Origin of the sequence: Amycolatopsis sp. NBC_01480, assembly GCF_036227205.1 — a bacterium.
GTDB lineage: Bacteria > Actinomycetota > Actinomycetes > Mycobacteriales > Pseudonocardiaceae > Amycolatopsis.
Genome location: NZ_CP109442.1, coordinates 5,620,740 through 5,635,556, shown reverse-complemented (window position 1 = coordinate 5,635,556; position 14,817 = coordinate 5,620,740). Strand labels below are relative to the sequence as shown.

General features: G+C 70.6%; 13 protein-coding genes and 2 pseudogenes. 4 read left to right on the top strand and 11 right to left on the bottom strand.

Annotated elements, in window-relative coordinates; all coding sequences use genetic code 11:
• Positions 1–6: 6 nt before the first annotated feature.
• Positions 7–580: pseudogene (locus OG371_RS27010) on the top strand (IS701 family transposase); the annotation flags it as partial.
• On the opposite strand, the gene OG371_RS27005 reads toward OG371_RS27010, so the two are convergent.
• Positions 542–1,507: an NADP-dependent oxidoreductase gene (locus tag OG371_RS27005; protein ID WP_442876184.1), complete on the bottom strand. Its 966-nt coding sequence runs from the start codon at positions 1,505–1,507 to the stop codon at positions 542–544. The pseudogene OG371_RS27010 and the gene OG371_RS27005 sit on opposite strands and share 39 nt — an antisense overlap.
• Before the next feature lie 100 nt (positions 1,508–1,607).
• Between OG371_RS27005 and OG371_RS27000 the strand changes: the two genes are divergently transcribed.
• From OG371_RS27000 to OG371_RS26990, 3 genes and pseudogenes are all read left to right on the top strand, one after another.
• Positions 1,608–2,558, top strand: coding sequence for an AraC family transcriptional regulator (locus OG371_RS27000; RefSeq protein ID WP_329057970.1), 951 nt, complete (start codon positions 1,608–1,610; stop codon positions 2,556–2,558).
• 190 nt (positions 2,559–2,748) lie between these two features.
• Positions 2,749–2,916, top strand: a complete 168-nt coding sequence (locus OG371_RS26995; RefSeq protein WP_329057968.1) for a hypothetical protein — start codon at positions 2,749–2,751, stop codon at positions 2,914–2,916.
• Between the two features lie 44 nt (positions 2,917–2,960).
• Positions 2,961–3,182 (top strand): annotated as a pseudogene (locus tag OG371_RS26990) (IS3 family transposase); the annotation flags it as partial.
• A 344-nt stretch (positions 3,183–3,526) separates the two neighbouring features.
• On the opposite strand, the gene OG371_RS26985 reads toward OG371_RS26990, so the two are convergent.
• Genes OG371_RS26985 through OG371_RS26940 form a run of 10 tightly spaced genes read right to left on the bottom strand, consistent with a single transcriptional unit; the run spans position 3,527 to position 14,772 of the window.
• Positions 3,527–4,900, bottom strand: a complete 1,374-nt coding sequence (locus tag OG371_RS26985; protein ID WP_329057967.1) for an MFS transporter — start codon at positions 4,898–4,900, stop codon at positions 3,527–3,529.
• Positions 4,897–6,021, bottom strand: coding sequence for an inosamine-phosphate amidinotransferase 1 (locus tag OG371_RS26980; RefSeq protein WP_329057966.1), 1,125 nt, complete (start codon positions 6,019–6,021; stop codon positions 4,897–4,899). The genes OG371_RS26985 and OG371_RS26980 overlap by 4 nt, the downstream gene beginning before the upstream one ends.
• A 13-nt stretch (positions 6,022–6,034) precedes the next feature.
• On the bottom strand, positions 6,035–7,270 hold the full coding sequence (locus OG371_RS26975) for an MFS transporter (protein WP_329057965.1): 1,236 nt from the start codon (positions 7,268–7,270) through the stop codon (positions 6,035–6,037).
• On the bottom strand, positions 7,263–8,489 hold the full coding sequence (locus OG371_RS26970) for a pyridoxal phosphate-dependent aminotransferase (RefSeq protein ID WP_329057964.1): 1,227 nt from the start codon (positions 8,487–8,489) through the stop codon (positions 7,263–7,265). Before OG371_RS26970 ends, OG371_RS26975 begins: the two co-directional genes overlap by 8 nt.
• A gap of 32 nt (positions 8,490–8,521) precedes the next feature.
• Positions 8,522–9,391, bottom strand: coding sequence for a class I SAM-dependent methyltransferase (locus tag OG371_RS26965; RefSeq protein ID WP_329057963.1), 870 nt, complete (start codon positions 9,389–9,391; stop codon positions 8,522–8,524).
• A gap of 32 nt (positions 9,392–9,423) precedes the next feature.
• Positions 9,424–10,470 carry a hypothetical protein gene (locus OG371_RS26960; protein ID WP_329057962.1) on the bottom strand — a complete coding sequence of 349 codons (1,047 nt, stop codon included), beginning with the start codon at positions 10,468–10,470 and terminating at the stop codon, positions 9,424–9,426.
• The gene (locus tag OG371_RS26955; protein ID WP_329057961.1) at positions 10,467–11,504 is read right to left on the bottom strand and encodes a S66 peptidase family protein; all 1,038 of its coding nucleotides are present in this window, start codon (positions 11,502–11,504) and stop codon (positions 10,467–10,469) included. Before OG371_RS26955 ends, OG371_RS26960 begins: the two co-directional genes overlap by 4 nt.
• Positions 11,501–13,078, bottom strand: coding sequence for a methionine--tRNA ligase (locus OG371_RS26950; RefSeq protein ID WP_329057960.1), 1,578 nt, complete (start codon positions 13,076–13,078; stop codon positions 11,501–11,503). The genes OG371_RS26955 and OG371_RS26950 overlap by 4 nt, the downstream gene beginning before the upstream one ends.
• Positions 13,078–14,325 (bottom strand): hypothetical protein, encoded by a 1,248-nt coding sequence (locus OG371_RS26945; RefSeq protein WP_329057959.1) that lies wholly within the window; start codon positions 14,323–14,325, stop codon positions 13,078–13,080. The genes OG371_RS26950 and OG371_RS26945 overlap by 1 nt, the downstream gene beginning before the upstream one ends.
• 6 nt (positions 14,326–14,331) lie before the next feature.
• Positions 14,332–14,772, bottom strand: a complete 441-nt coding sequence (locus tag OG371_RS26940; protein WP_329057957.1) for a hypothetical protein — start codon at positions 14,770–14,772, stop codon at positions 14,332–14,334.
• Positions 14,773–14,817 lie beyond the last annotated feature (45 nt).

Genomic DNA, 14,817 nt, shown 5'->3' with positions numbered 1-14,817 from the left:
TTGATGGTCGGTGAGCCGGGTGGGGTGCTGATCGTGGACGACACCGGCCCCCGAGGAAAGGTGTGCGATCGGCCGGAGTGCAGCGGCAGTACTCCGGGACCGCGGGCCGGATCGAAAACTGCCAGATCGGCACGTTCCTGGCCTGCGCGTCCGATCGTGGGCATGCGTTGATCGACCAGGAATGGGGCCGGCGGGCCGGGATCCCCGACGGACCGAGTTCGAGACGAAGCCGCGCCAAGGTATGGCGATGCCGGCGGAGGCGTTCGCCGCAGAAGTGCCGTTCGCGTGGATCACCGCCGACGAAATGTATGGGCAGGTCGGGTACCTGCGGGTGTGGCTGGAGGATCAGGATGCCGCGTATGTGCCGGCCACCGAGGTCAACGACACCCTGACCACCACCGAGGGCACCGAGGCCCGGGCGGACGAGCTGATCGCGGACCTGCCGGCCCGGTCGTGACGGCGGTTGCCGGTCGGTGCCGGTGCGCACGGGCCGCGCGAATACGACTGGGCGCGGCTGCGGTGGCCGGGACGGTTTCGCTGCTCAGACGGTCACGACGACCTTGCCGAGCGGGTGCTGACGGGCATAGTGGACTGCCGCTTCGACGCCGTGGTCGAGTGGGTACCGGCGGGCGATCGGCGTCGAGAGCCGGCCCGCGATCGCGGCTTCGGCGACGGCCCGCGCACCGTTGGTCTCGTCGCCCGTCTGCATCACGAAGGCCAGCTCCACGTCGTCGCGTTCCAGCTGCTGGGGCTCCGGTGGCGGGAAGATGATCGAGATCAGCCGGCCGCCGGGGCGCAGGCTGCGTGCCGCTGCGGGCAGGCCGTCGGCGAAGAGTGCGAGGTTGAGGACGACGTCGACGCCGGTCGGGTAGGCGTCGTAGCCGACCGCGTGGTGGGCACCGAGGCTGTGCAGCAGGTCGGCGGCCTCGGTGGTGCGAGCGGTCACCGTGATCTCGGCGCCGGCGGTGGCCAGGCTGGGGATCAGGGTCAGGCCGACCGCGCCGGTGGCGCCGATCACGAGGACGGACTCGCCGGGGCGGATCTTCGCGGTGTCCATGAGGGCCAGCGTGGTGCCGCCCGCGATCAGCAGGGACGCGGCCTGCTCCGCGCCGAGGGCGGCCGGACGGTGGTCCAGCGCGGAGGTGTCCGCTTCGAAGACCGCGTAGTCGGCGAGGGCTCCGGTGCTCAGCGACGGTCGTACCGGGTCGGCGGCGAGGCGTAGCTGGCGAGGCAGGGCCAGGCCGAAGATCTCATCGCCCACACGGAAGCGGGTGACGCCCGGGCCGGCTTCGGTGACGGTGCCCGCGAACTCGTTGCCGAGTGTGTAGGGGAACTGCAGCTCGACCAGGTCGCGGAAGCCGCCGGCGATGACGCGCAGGTCGGTGGGGTTGATCGTCGAGGCGGCGATCTTCACCAGGATCTGGCCGGGGCCGGGGCGTGGGACCGGCAGTTCGGCGATCCTGAGCTGCTCGGGATCGCCGTAGCCGGTCGCGACGAGCGCCCGCATGGTGTCGGTTGTCATGAATTCACCGTATGGAGCAGCTCGTGAGCAGTCGAGGCTTGAAATACTCACTTTCTTGCTCGTTTGCGTCATCTAGCATGGCTGCATGGATCTCGTTGCGGATGTGCTGGAGATCTCCGGCGTGCGGGGCACGGTCGGCGCCTGCGTGGAGGCGGGCGGGAGTTGGTCGATCCCGGTGGCAGGCTGCACGACGGCGGCCCTGCACGTGGTCACCGCCGGCAGCGCGTGGCTCGGTCTCGACGGCTCGTCACCACAGTGGCTGGAGCTGGCGGCGGGAGACGTAGTGCTCATGCCGAGCGGGCGGTCGCACGTGCTCGGCAGCGCGCCGGGCATGACCACCCCGGTAGCCGATCCGGCGGTGGTGGCTCGGGCGTTCGAGACGGGCGAGGTGATCCGCCTCGGGTCGCAGCCCACCCGCACCCGCATCCTGAACATCGGCTACGACTGCGACCACACCGTGCACACCCAGATCCTCGGCACACTGCCGGAGGTGGTGCACATCCGCGGGGACCAGGGCGAGGCCGGTTTCGACGACACCGTCCGGATGCTCGGGCGAGAGTTGAGCCACCCACGGCTGGCGGGACGGGCGGTGCTGAATAGCTTGGTCGACGTCCTGCTCGTCCAACTCGTGCGGGCCTGGCTGCCCACCCAGTCCGGACATCGTGGCACCTGGCTCGGCGTGCTCGGCGACCCGCTCGTGCACAGTGCGATGGAACACCTGCACGCCGAGCCCGCACGGCCGTGGACCACGACGACGCTGGCCTCCGCGCTCGGCGTCTCCCGAGCGACCCTGTCGCGTCGGTTCCCGGCAGCCACCGGGCAGAGCCCCGCCGCCTACCTGACGCAGTGGCGTATGGACTTGGCCGCGGTCCGCCTACGCGAGACCCGGGACCCTGTCGAGTCCGTAGCCGATGGGGTCGGCTATCAGTCGGTCCCCGCCTTCAGCAGGGCTTTCGCCCGGTCCCACGGTGTGACTCCCGGGCGATACCGCACCGCGTGGCGCGACGACGGCCGACCGTCGGCCGCAATCCGCTGACACGCTCTTCCTGGTCACGCCAGGGCGGAGAGGTCGCGCTATGCCCAGCTTTCGCCGGCACCGGATCGTCGAGGGGAATCATCGGCCCGGTCGACTACACCGCACTCGATACCGCGAGACGCCCTGGCACTGTCAGCGGCTGCAACCGCTGGGGTGGTGGCTGACCAGGCACGGGCTCAGTCCGGCCTACGTGGTGACCCTCGAAGTGCCGGGGCGTCGGTCGCCGTTGACGCAGGTCGTCCTCGATGGACAGCGTTTCCTGGTGTCGCTGGCGGGTGAGCCGGACTGGGTGGGACCGGGCAGCCGAGGCTCGCCGGTGTTCCGGGTCGCCCAGCCCCGACCGGTCGACGCGGAGTGAGAGCGTCATCGACAGTGGGCCGCGTGCACACTTCACACCGCGACGGTTTACGTGGATCGATGGGACGGGTCGGGGCGTGTGGTGACGACTCCGCAATGGAGTCCTTCTTCGCGCTGCTGCAGAAGTACGTCCTGGACCGGCAACGCCGGCAGACGTGCGAAGAGCTTCGCTCGGCGATCGTGACCTGGATCGAACGCACTTACCACCGCCGGCGTCGGCAGGCCCGCCTCGGCAAGCTCACCCCGATCGAGTTCAAGACAATCAACAGGCGCAACCGCCGCCTGATCCACTCGACCCGCGAGCCAACCGAACTCGGGGCAGTCCCATCCGGCAAGGGCCGATCAGGCCGTCATCGCCGGAGCGCGTAATGGCCAGGTAGTACGTTGCGCTGTCGCGCGATCACGACTGTCAAAGACATGAAGTGCACGCGCGGCTGCGGCCCTCGACCAGCCCTTCGATCTCCCCCGGATAGCCGAAGTCGGCGAACAGCATCCCGATCACCTCAAGCGGCTCCGGATACGCCAGCCGGAATGATCACGCCCGCGACCCTACCGCCCGGGATACGCCCGTGGACTCGCCGGCACCGCCCTGCCACGGTGACCGCGAAGGTCTACTCGAGACTCACGGAAGCCGCTGTTTCGCAACGGTTTCCCGTGATCGCGGCACCGGCCAGGGCCAAGGCGGCCATGAGCAGGTCCAGCACGACGACGCCGGCCGGGGGCGCCAGCCTGGCGACCAGTGCCCCGCCCAAGCCCGCGAGCAGCACCGAACCGAGCATGTCGCTGACCTGGATTGCCGAGGAGTTGAAGCCCCGGTCGGCGTCGGTCGAGGCGGACAGGGTAAGCACGCTGAGGCTGCTCGTCGCCAATCCGGTGCCGGCTCCGGCCACCGTCCAGAGCGCGGCCGTCAGCCACGCCGGTCCCCAGGCCGGAGCGATGAGCGCCATGCTCCCGATACCGGCGCAGCTGAGCAGGAAACCGAGCCACACCAGCGTTTCCCGGCGAATCCCGGACCTGCGCGACTGCCACATCGACGCCCCGGCCCAGCCGAGCGCGCCCACGGTGAGAGGCAGGCCGGACGCCGTCACCGAGTAGCCGTGCACCGTGCTCAACGTCAGCGGGACGAACGCCTCCGTGGCGAAGAACGTGCCGGTCAGCAACCCGCGTGCGAGAACGGTGACCGGGAGGCCGCGCCGGGCCCGTAAGGCGCCGGGAGGCAGCAAGGTGCGCACCGATCCCGTGAGCACGACGAGCCCGATCTCCGCCGGGAGGAACGCCGCGGCCGAGCGGAGCTGGGCCGCCCAGCTGATCAGCAAGAGCGCTCCCGCGCCGGCGAGCGCCGCCCAAAGCGGCGTCCGGCGGGAGGCGGACACCGGCGCTGTGTGCGGCGGCAGGGTGCGCAGGACCGGCACGAGCATCAGCCAGCCCAGCACGGCGAACGGCACGATCGCGAAGAACACCCACCGCCACGACAGGTGCTCGGTGAACCAGCCGGCCAGCGCCGGTCCGACGAGTGAGGGCACCACCCACGCCGTGGACAGCGCGCCGAACATCGACGGCCGGTCCCGTTCGGGATAGAGGAGCCCGACCACGACGTAGATCGGGACGATCAGCACCCCGTCGGCCAGCCCCTGCAGGACCCGCGCGGCGAGCAGGACCGCCATCGACCGGGCGGCCCCGGCGAGCAGCAGCCCCGCGACGAACAGCAGGGGCCCGGCGATCAACGCCGGCCGCGGCCCGGCGCCGTCGCACCACCGGCCCGACCACACCACCGCGACCACACCGGCGGCCGGGAACGTGAGGAACGGCCAAGCGTAGAGCGCGGTGCCGTGGAGGTCGGTGACCAGCGTCGGCATCGCCGAGGCCACACCCATGGACTCGAAACCCATGAGCGTCACCAGAAGGAGGACGGCCACCGTCACCGAACGCCGGCGAGAATCCTCTGGGGCACCTCGCCGCGACGGCAGACGTCCCTCCTGGCTCACGCGAAATAGTCCACGCCGGAGGGAGCGTCGCGGATGGTGTCCAGCGTGACGCAGTGGAACCCGCCACCCAGCGCCTGGCCGTGCCGCAGCGTGTGCGGCAACACGCCGACTCCCCGCTGCTCCAACGCGGCGATCAGGTCGGGCTGAGCGGCATCGACGATCGCCAGTTCGGGGCTCACCATCAGCAGGTTCATCCCCAGCCACGGGGAACTCAGCGGGTGGGCCGTCGAGTGCGTACGAAGCTCACGCATGGCCGGACACCAGATACGGTCCCACCCGCGCAGCGCGCTCGGGATGGTGTGCTCGGTGACCCGCTCCGGGTTCAGCAGCACCAGGCCCGGCCGGATCAGTGAGATGGTGCTGTCGAGGTGGGTGAAGGGATACACGTCGCGGACCGGGTGCACGCGGTAGCCGCGCGGAGCCAGCACGGACTCCAGCCAGATCCGGCCGAACTCGTTGCCGCTGGAACTGACCTGGTAGAACAGATCGAGGCCGCACCGCAGCACGTTCGCCGCTTCGAACGCGGGCTCCTGCTCGCCGAGCGCGGGCAGGCCGTCGACGCCGATTTCGTAGAGCTCGTCCCGCAATTGCGGCTTCGGTGCCGAAATCCACGGCGAACCCGCGCGCAGGTACCGCTGGAACAGCTCGCGCAGCCCGTCGAGTTCGTGGTAGCGCGCCCGCACCGAGCTCGGTGTCTCGATGATCGTGTCGCCGACGATCAGGGTGAGGTCGCGCGGGCAGTAGGAGTACATCCCCGAAGGCGATTCCCAGTGCGGAGTGGAAAACGGCCGCGTGTGGTCGACTTCGGCCGGACGGTGGACGACCACGCCGAGGCCGCGCAGAGTCCCGACGAGCGTCTCAAGGTCCTCTTCGGTATCCGCCACGACCTGCGCGGGCAGAGCGCCGCCCTGGATCTCCGCGACCTGTGCCGCGCCGAGATGGCTGTAGAGGGCGAGCCACGCCGAAATGTCCCGCGGACTCGGGATGAACGCACCGCGCGCCCGCCCGACGACGACCTCCCGCAGCGGGGAGAACTCGTCGGGAGACCGCACCGGTCCGCTGATCCCGGCGGCGGCCGGGCGGGACTCCGAGGCAGCGGCCTGCTCGGTCGTGATCGTCATTTCCTCATGCTTTCTAATTTGTGACAGAACGGTTCTTCAGCAGCAGGCCGATCGCCGCGGCGGCGAGGGCACACAGCACCAGCAGCACAGGCCACGGCCACTGCCCGCCCTGGGCGAGCAGCCAGATCAGCAGCCCGGGCGCGATCGCCGTGCTCAGGCCCCACGACAACTGGTAGACCGCCAGGTAGCGGCCCGACCCCGTGCGGGGCGCGGCGTCCACGGCCAAGGCGTTGATCGTGGGCGCGTACAGCATCTCCGCGAGGGTGCAGGCGCAGACGGCCAGCGTCGCTCCGGGCAGCACGACCCAGCCCGGCGCCGCATTCAGCAGCCACAGGCACAGGAAGGCGACCGCCCACGCGGCCGCGGCCCCCTGCACGATCCGTGGCTTCCGGAAGCCGTCGACCCGGCGCGTGACCGCGGTTTGGCCTAGCACCACGATGACCGTGTTCAGCGTGAACAGGGCGCCGCCCACCCAGGCCGGCCGGCCGAGGACGTCGACCAGGTAGACCGTCACCAGGACCGACAGAACGCTCATGCAGACGACCAGCAGGACGTTGACCCCGACGACGACGAGCAGCCGCCGATCCCCGAGTACCTCGAGGTAGCCGGCGGGCTTCCCGGCCGGATCCGGGTCCGGCTGGGCCTGTTCCCCGGCGGAGGTGTCGAACCGTCGCCACGCGAGAACGCCGGCGACGATCAGGTAGCTGGCCGCGTTGACCGCCGCGAGCAACGGGTAGGCCCAGGGGCCGTCGGCCGAGACGGCCACCGCGCCCGCGATCCCGCCGAGCCCGTAGCCCGCGTTGCGCGCCACGCTCTGCACCGCGAACCACTGCGGCCGCTCGCCGGGCGCGGCCAGCACCCTGATCAGGCAGACCAGCGCGGTCGAACTCGTGATCCGGCCGACGCCGGCGACCAGCGCCGTCACCGCCAGCTGCCACGACGAACCGACGACCAGGTAGCCGGCGAAGGCCACGGCGCTGAGCAGGTTCCCGGCGATGGTGAGCGCTCGCGGGCCGAACCGGTCGATCAGCGGGCCCGCGAGCAGCGGGGTCGGCACCGCGAGCAGGTTGCCCGCGGTCAGGGCGGCGCCCACCGAAGCGAGGGGAATCGTCGTGGTGTGGAGGAAGTACAGCACCGCGAACGGGAGGAACAGCCCGGATCCGACGCCGTCCACGACCAGCGCGGTGAGCAGGGCCCGGTGGCCGCGGAACCGGACCTTCGCGGGCGAGGCCGCCGCGGTCTCACTCACCCCGGCTCTCCTCCGGCCACAGACCCGCCGCGGCCAAGCGGTCCCGTGCCGTCGTGAGCTCGTCCAGAGCCGGACCGAGGTACATCCGCACGTAGCCCGTGGACGCCGTCGGCCCGACGCGCGCCAACGGCCACGCGTCCGAAAGCACGACCCCGCATTCGAGCACCGCCCGGCGCAGGTAGGCGGTGACGTCGGTGCCCTCCAGTACCGGGTAGAGCACGTACGGTGCCGCCGGACCGGCGATCACCCGCTCCCGGATCCCGGCCGGCAGCCAGCCCAGGACGGCGGCACGCTTCTCCGCGGTCCCCGCGCGCTCGCGAACCAGGTACTGCTCCACCGCGGGGCGGTCCGCCAGCCACCGGGCCATCGCCCACTGGAGATGGATGCCGTAGTTGAAGGTGTGCTGAGGCCGGATGTCGTTCACCAGGTCGTCGAGCCGCCCGGGCTCGGCGATGACCGCGCCCAGCGCCCAGCCGTTGCAGTGGAACTGCTTTCCCAGCGAGCGCACTCCCAGCCACGGCACCGGGGAGTGTTCCCCGGCCAGCCGCGTCAGCAGGATCTCCAGCACCGACGTCGGCCGGGGGTCGGTCTCGCAGACGCCGAAGTAGGCGTCGTCGACGAGGATCGCCGCTCCACGTTCGAGGGCGATCTCGATCAGCGTCTCGACCAGCGCCGGCGACCAGTTCGCGCCGGTCGGGTTGTGCTGGGCGTTGAGGACGACCATCGCGAGATCGCCGGGGACCGCGGCGGCGGCCGCACGGGCGGCTTCGGGGCTCGGTCCCGATCGCTCGGCCGGGTCGAACGGGACGTAGGCGCTCCGGAAGCCCAGCGGCTCGAACACGCCGCTGTAGTCCCAAGCCGGCGCGACGGCGAGGACCGTGCCACGCTCCAGTGTGGTGGCGAAGTCCCGCATCGCGCTGCGGGTCCCCGTCCAGCTCACGGCCAGCTCCCACGCCGCGGTACGGGGCAGCCGCTGGGTGTCGGCCACATACTCCTTGAGCACCTTGCGCAGCTGCGGGAGCCCGTACATCGAGATCTGGTACCCGTGGGAACCATCCGGCACCTGTCGTAAGGCCGCGGCCAGCGGTTCGGGCGTGCTCGCCCAGGTCTCGCCGAGGCTGAGCAGGATCGGCTCCCCCGCCCGGGCCCCGGCCGCGAGGTACTCACGGAGCCAAGCGACGTCCTGCAGCCGGTTGGGCCGGACGTCGTCGTCCGTCAAGGCACGCAACGGACTGCGCACTTCGGCGGCCGTCACAGCGACGTCGTCCGCGCGGGCCGGGTGGCGTGCAGGACGGGCTCGGGGTTGGGGTGCCCGGGGCGGAACAGCATGATCGAGTAGCCGCAGTATGACAGGTTCTCGTCGAACAGCTCGTAGAAGTGCGCCAGCCGCTCGCGCAGCGCGGCGACCTTCTCGGCGGGCTGGAGTTCGAGGTGGGGCTGGCGCGTCACGGTCTCGACGTACTCGGCGATCCGCTCGCCGCTCTGACGAACGTACTCGTACGGCTCGTCCTCGACCAGGCTGACGCCCTCCCGGGAGAACATGTCCACCCAGTAGTCCTTGTCGGTGACCTTGAGGGGAGCGGCGATGGCCTCTTCGACGGCCGAGCGCAGCGGCTCCGGCGGGGCGGAGCGGTAGTAGATCGGCACCGCGGCGAGCACCCCGAGGGGAGCCAGGACGCGGTAGTACTCGTCGATCGCCTTGGCGTGATCGGCCATGAACGAGGTGACGTTGCTGCAGAAGACCAGGTCGAACGTGTTGTCCTCGAACGGCATCCCCTGGCCGTCGCCCAGCACGAAGGTGACGTTGTCGATCCCGGTCCGCTGCGCCTTGTGCGTGGCAAAGGCGTTGGACACCGGGTTGTAGTCGAGGCCGGTGACCGGGGCGTCGAGCCAGCTGGCCATCTCGATGCTCGTGTACCCGGTGTTGCTGCCGACCTCCAGCACCGGCCGGCCCGGACGCGGGTGTGCGAGCTGCAGCACCCGGCGCACGGTCTCGCCGCCGCCGGAGGGCATGTTCGGTTCGTTGGTGAGCCCGACGACGCGGGAGAAGTCCAGCTTGGCGATGTCGGCGACGGAGAGCCCGTCGAGCGCCTCGGCAGCGGCGATGGTTGCGGTGACCATGAAGGGCCTTTCCTGGTGGTTGGTTGAACGGGTCAGCGGACGTGCAGCGGCGAAGGGATGCCGAGTTCGACGGCGACAGCGCCGACCGCCGAGCTCTTCAGGTTGACGTTGCGCAGCTTCGACAGGGCTTCGTCGCGGGACATCGCCCCGATGCGCACGTGGTGTGCCATCTCGTAGACGTAGGGGTGGTAGCCGAACTTCTTGATGTGGTCGACGATCAGCAGCCCGTTGAGCCGGCAGTTCGTCGAGCACGAGTCCGTGTCGCGCGGCGCGTGCCAGCCGTGCTTCTCGAGGATCTTCAACGCCCCGGCTTCGGTGTAGCCGGTCGCGTAGAGCGGGTTGACCAGCCCGGTCGGCAACTCGCCCGAGTCGCGGGTCCAGGCGTCGAGGTCGTCGTTGAGCGCCGGGGTCGTCGCGCGCACCGGGTCGAGGTTGCGGTCGATGACCTCGCGCAGGAAGCTCGCCGGCACGAAGGCCGACGTCGTGAGCTGCCCGGGAGTCCAGCCACCGGCCAGCAGCGGGACGCCGTAGGAGGCCGCGGTACGCATGCCCGCGGCGAAGACCATCCCAATGCACGAGCCGCACGCCGCGGTCGAGTACTTCACCGTCTCCGGACCGAACGAGCTGGTCAGCGCGCTGCGGTAGACGCCGTGCATGACGCGCTTCTGCGGACGCACCACGATGTGGTCGGCGCCGACGCTGTCGAGGACCGCGCTCATGTTCGCCGCGGTGACCTGCGACAGGAACCCGTTGTCCAGCGTCATCGCGAGCACCCGGAGGCCGTGCTCCTCGACCAGCTGGATCAGCGAGAGCGAGCTGTCCTTGCCGCCGCTGAAGAGCAGCACGCAGTCGTAGTCGGCGACCCCGGCCGTCCTGGCGAGGCCTTCCGCGAGCGCTTGGTCGACTTCGCCGCGCGAGGTGTCCACCCGCTCGACCTCGGTGCAGCAGTACTCGCAGACGCCGTCGGCGTCGAAATCGGAGCCGGGGAAGTTCTCCGGCAGCACGCAGCGGACACACAGCTTCTGCTCGAAGTGGACGACGAGCTGGTCGTCGTCGTCGGTGAAATGCGCGCCGGTCATGGCGTTCTCCTCGTAGCGGGGGTGGTGGCGGGTTCGAGCAGGGTCAGTTCACGAGCCGTCGCGTCCAGCAGGGCGTGGCAGCCGACCGGGAGCGTGAGCATGGGTTCGGTGTGGCCGAAGTCGACGTCGGCCAGCACCGGGAACCCGCGGTCTCCGACGACGTCGAGGACGACGGCGTCGAAGTCGAGTGAGCCGCCGGCCGCGGGTTTCGGTCCGGCGTGACGGCCGACGACCAGCCCGGCGACCCGGCCGAGCAGGCCGCTGTCCGCCCACTGCACCAGGTGCGCCCACACCTGGTCCGGTCCCATGCCCGCGAACTCCAGGCAGAGCAGGGCACCGTCGACGTCGGGCAGGTAGGGCGTGCCGAACAGGTGCGTCGCGGTGGCCGCGCAGCCGGGGAGCAGCCATCCTTCGGCCTGGCCCGGCACCAGGCAGCGCCAGCCGCCGGTCCGGGTCTTCCTGCGTCGGGTGTCTTCCTTGTCCCACCACAGGGTTTCGTCGGTCCAGCAGCCGGGCTCGGGCAACGGAACGGGCTCGGCTCCGGGGTGCAGCGCACGGCGGAGGTTCTCCAGTGTGTAGGCCCATGGACCGCCCCACTCGCCCCACTCGGAGACCGGCATCGGTCCGTGGAAGGAGACCAGCCCGGCCTGGGACATCACCGCCCACAACACGGCGGTGATGTCGCTGTACCCGATGATCGGGATCGCCGCCTCCCGCACCAGCGCCCAGTCGATCCGCGCCAGTACGGCCGACGACGTGTACCCGCCGGTCGCGCACAGCACCGCCCCGACCCGCGGTTCGGCGAGCAGCGCGTGCAGGTCGGCGGCGAGCACGGCCGGAGCGGCCGCCCCGATCCCGGCGTTTCCGGTCGCCGAATCGGCGAGCACCACGGGAAAACCTTCGGCCTCGAGTGCCTTCAGCGCCCGCTCGAAACGACGGGGGAACAGCGACGGCGCCGGCGCGGACGGTGTCCAGATGCCCACCGCGGTTCCGGGCGTGATCTCCTGCGGCAGCCGCAGTCCTCGGCGGTTCACCAGGTCAGCTCCAGACGGGGGAACAGGTGCGGGGAGCGGGCGATCTTCGCCCCGGCGATGCCGGGTGACCAGCCGTCGAGAGCGCTGAAACCGTCTTCCCTCGTGTCCGCGACGTGCACGCCGAGGACGTCGAGCACCTTCGCGGCGGTCTCGGGAAGCACCGGCCCCAGCAGCAGCGCGATCGTGCGCAGGGTCGCGACGAGGTCGTGCAGAGCACCGTCCAGGGTCTCGGCGGCGTGGCCGTCGCCGCGCTCTTCCGCGGCGGCCAGCTCCCAGGGCACAAGCCGGTCGAGGTACCGGTTCGCCCCGCGCACCAGGTCCCAGATCCGGGCCACCGCCTCGCGGTAGTCGAACCGGTCGAGCGCCGTCCGGCACGCTGCGGCGGCCGCGACGGCGTTGTGCAGCAGCGAATGTTTCGCCGTTCCACGCGGTCCGGCTTCGGGCACGATCCCGGCGCGGTACCGGTGGGTCATGCCCGCCACCCGCTCGACGAGGTTGCCCAGGCCGTTTGCGAGGTCGGAGTTGTACCGCGCGACGAGCCGCTGGTCGGTGAAGTCGACGTCGGCCCAAGGCGAGAACTCGGCGAGCATGAACAACCGGGTCGCTTCCGCGCTGTACCTGCCGATCAGCTCCACCGGGTCGATCACGTGGCCCAGCGACTTGCTCAGTTTCTGCCCCGACAGCGTCACGTGGCCGTGCACGACCACGTCGGTCGGCAGCGGCAGGCCGGCGGACATCAGCATCGCGGGCCAGTAGACGGCGTGGAACCGGGTGACGTCCTTGCCGATCACGTGGATCCGCTGTTCCGCGTCACGCCAGTACCGGTCGTAGTCGTCGCTGTCCCGGACCCAGCCCAGCGCGTTGACGTAGTTGGTGAGCGCGTCGATCCACACATACATCACCTGGCTGTCGTCCCCCGGTACGGGGATCCCCCAGCCGTGCGCGCGCTCGACCGAGCGGGAAATGCTGATGTCGGTCAGCCCGCCCCGGGCCAGTCCGAGCATCTCGTTGCACCGGGACTGCGGCCAGATCCGCAGCTCACCGGTGCTCAGCGCGGCGACGATCGCGTCCTGGTACTTCGAGAGCCGGAAGAAGTAGTTGCGCTCCCGCACCACGGTGGGTTCGGTCCGGTGCACCGCGCAGCGCCCGCCGGCGAGCTCGGACGGCGTCCGGAACTCTTCGCAGCCGACGCAGTACAGCCCTTCGTAGTGGCGCGAGTAGATGTCACCGCGGTCGGCCATCCGCTGCCACAGCGCGGCGGCGCCCAGCCGGTGGTCGGCGTCGACGCTCGTCCGCACGAACCGGTCGACGACCACACCCAGCTCGCTCATCAACCGGACGAAGTCCCCGGCATGACGCTCCACCAGGCAGGCGGTCGACTCACCGGTCTTCTGCGCGGACAGGACGTTCTTGAGGCTGTTCTCGTCGGTCCCGCTGGAGAGGAACACCTGCTTGCCCTGCCGGGCCAGGTGCCGGGCGGCGGTGTCGGCCTGCACGAACTCGAACGCGTGGCCGAGGTGCGGACGCGCGTTGACGTACGGGATGGCCGTCGAGACGAACACGGATTCCGCCATCAGTAGAACCGCCCCTCGTCGCTGATGAACAGCCGTTGTCCCTTGGAGTCCCCGCAGCGCTCGCACCGCACCCGCGGACTCGGGACCACCACGCCGAAGACGGCGAGATCGGCGGCTTCGGCACACGGTTCGCACATCGACCGCAGGTACTCGCCCTCGTCCATCGCCGCGTCGAACAAGCGTTTCGCCGTCCCGGCCAGCCGAGCGTCGCTTCCGGCCAGCAGATCGCGGACCTGCTGCGGCGACGGGAGGTCCGGCAGCTCGGCCCGGTGCAGCGGCGAGCGCGTGCAGACCGTCACCGAGCCCGTTGTCCGGTCGAGGCCGATCACCAGGGGCACACTCCTGCGGTGCCAGCTCCGCTCGGCGCGAGCCCGGCCTCCGGAGCCGCTCGCGAACGCGGTTTCACACCGCAACCCGGCGCCGTGCAGTTCCGCCAGCCACCGCTCGGCCCGATCACCGCGCTCGGCGAGCGTGACGCCCACCTGGACCGGCGCGATGGTGCTCGGCAGCGCCAAGCCGCGGACGTCGGCGTGCACCATGGCCGCCGTCGCCAGCAGCTTGCCGGTGAACCCGACGTCGATCACGTCGTGCCGCTCCCCCAGCGCGAGCCGGAGTTCGTCCGCCAGCACGTAGAGTGTGGCGAGTACGGTCGGCCGCTTGTTCGGCAGCACGGCGACGGTCAGGTAGGTCGTCTTGCCGTAACTCGCCAGTTCGGGTGTCTTGACCGTGATCGACGGGATCCCGATGGACCACAGCAGGTCTTCGAGCACGGTGGCGTAGAAATCCAGCAGGGCAGAAGCCTCTCCCTCGTCAGCGAGCTGGTTCAACTCGACGACCGGCCAGATGTTGCGGTCGCGGAACAACGGCGGTGTCTTGCCCGGCGAGTCGCGGAGGATGCTGCCGACCGAGACGACCGGAGTCCTGCGGCCCTCGCGCCGCAGCAGCCCGACCGAGCTGACGATGTTGTCCGAGCGGAACTGCATACCCGGCTTTCCTGGCACGACGACCAGCTCGTAGACGTTCGCGTAGCTGCCGAAGACCTGCCGGTTGGCCTCGGCGGAGGCAAGGAAGCCGTGTTCGACGACCTCGGCCTCGTCCCGCTGAGCCACCAGCGTGAGGAATCCCTCGATCAGCAGGCGCACGGCGCGGAGGCCGGCGCCGCGCCACAGGGGGATGCCTTTGATCGACGGCGGTCCCATGATGAACTCGGCCGCTTCGAGCGCTCGTACGTAGGGTGGCGCGGACATGCCGGCTCAGCACCACCCCTCGGGCATTCGGTCGAACACCGCGGAGATGCGCAGCTCAGTGCCCCAGCGGCCCGGCCGGACACTGCGCTCGGCTCGGGTCACGCCGTGGTGCTCGAGCTCGGTGTCCAGCACCGGCAGGACGTCCGGGCCGGCCTCGCCGGCGTGCACCATCAGCAGCTCGGCGACCTGCAGGTCGTCGACCACGCCCCAGCCCAGCGAGTACCAGCGTCCGAGCGTGCCGCGCCGGGTCGGGTCGACGAGGTCGAAGTCCGTGCCGAAGGAGCGGACGTACCACTGCCCGTCGTCGACGCTGGTGCTCACGGTCACCGGGTAACGCATCCGCCGGGGGTTGCCGGCGGGGACCGCGGGCAGGGCGAGCAACCGCTCGAACCCGAGGGTGTCCAACGTGGACATCATCGCGCCGGCCTTTTCGCCGCCGAACAACATCGTTTACCTCCCGAACAGTCGAAACCCGGCCAGACCCGCGAAACC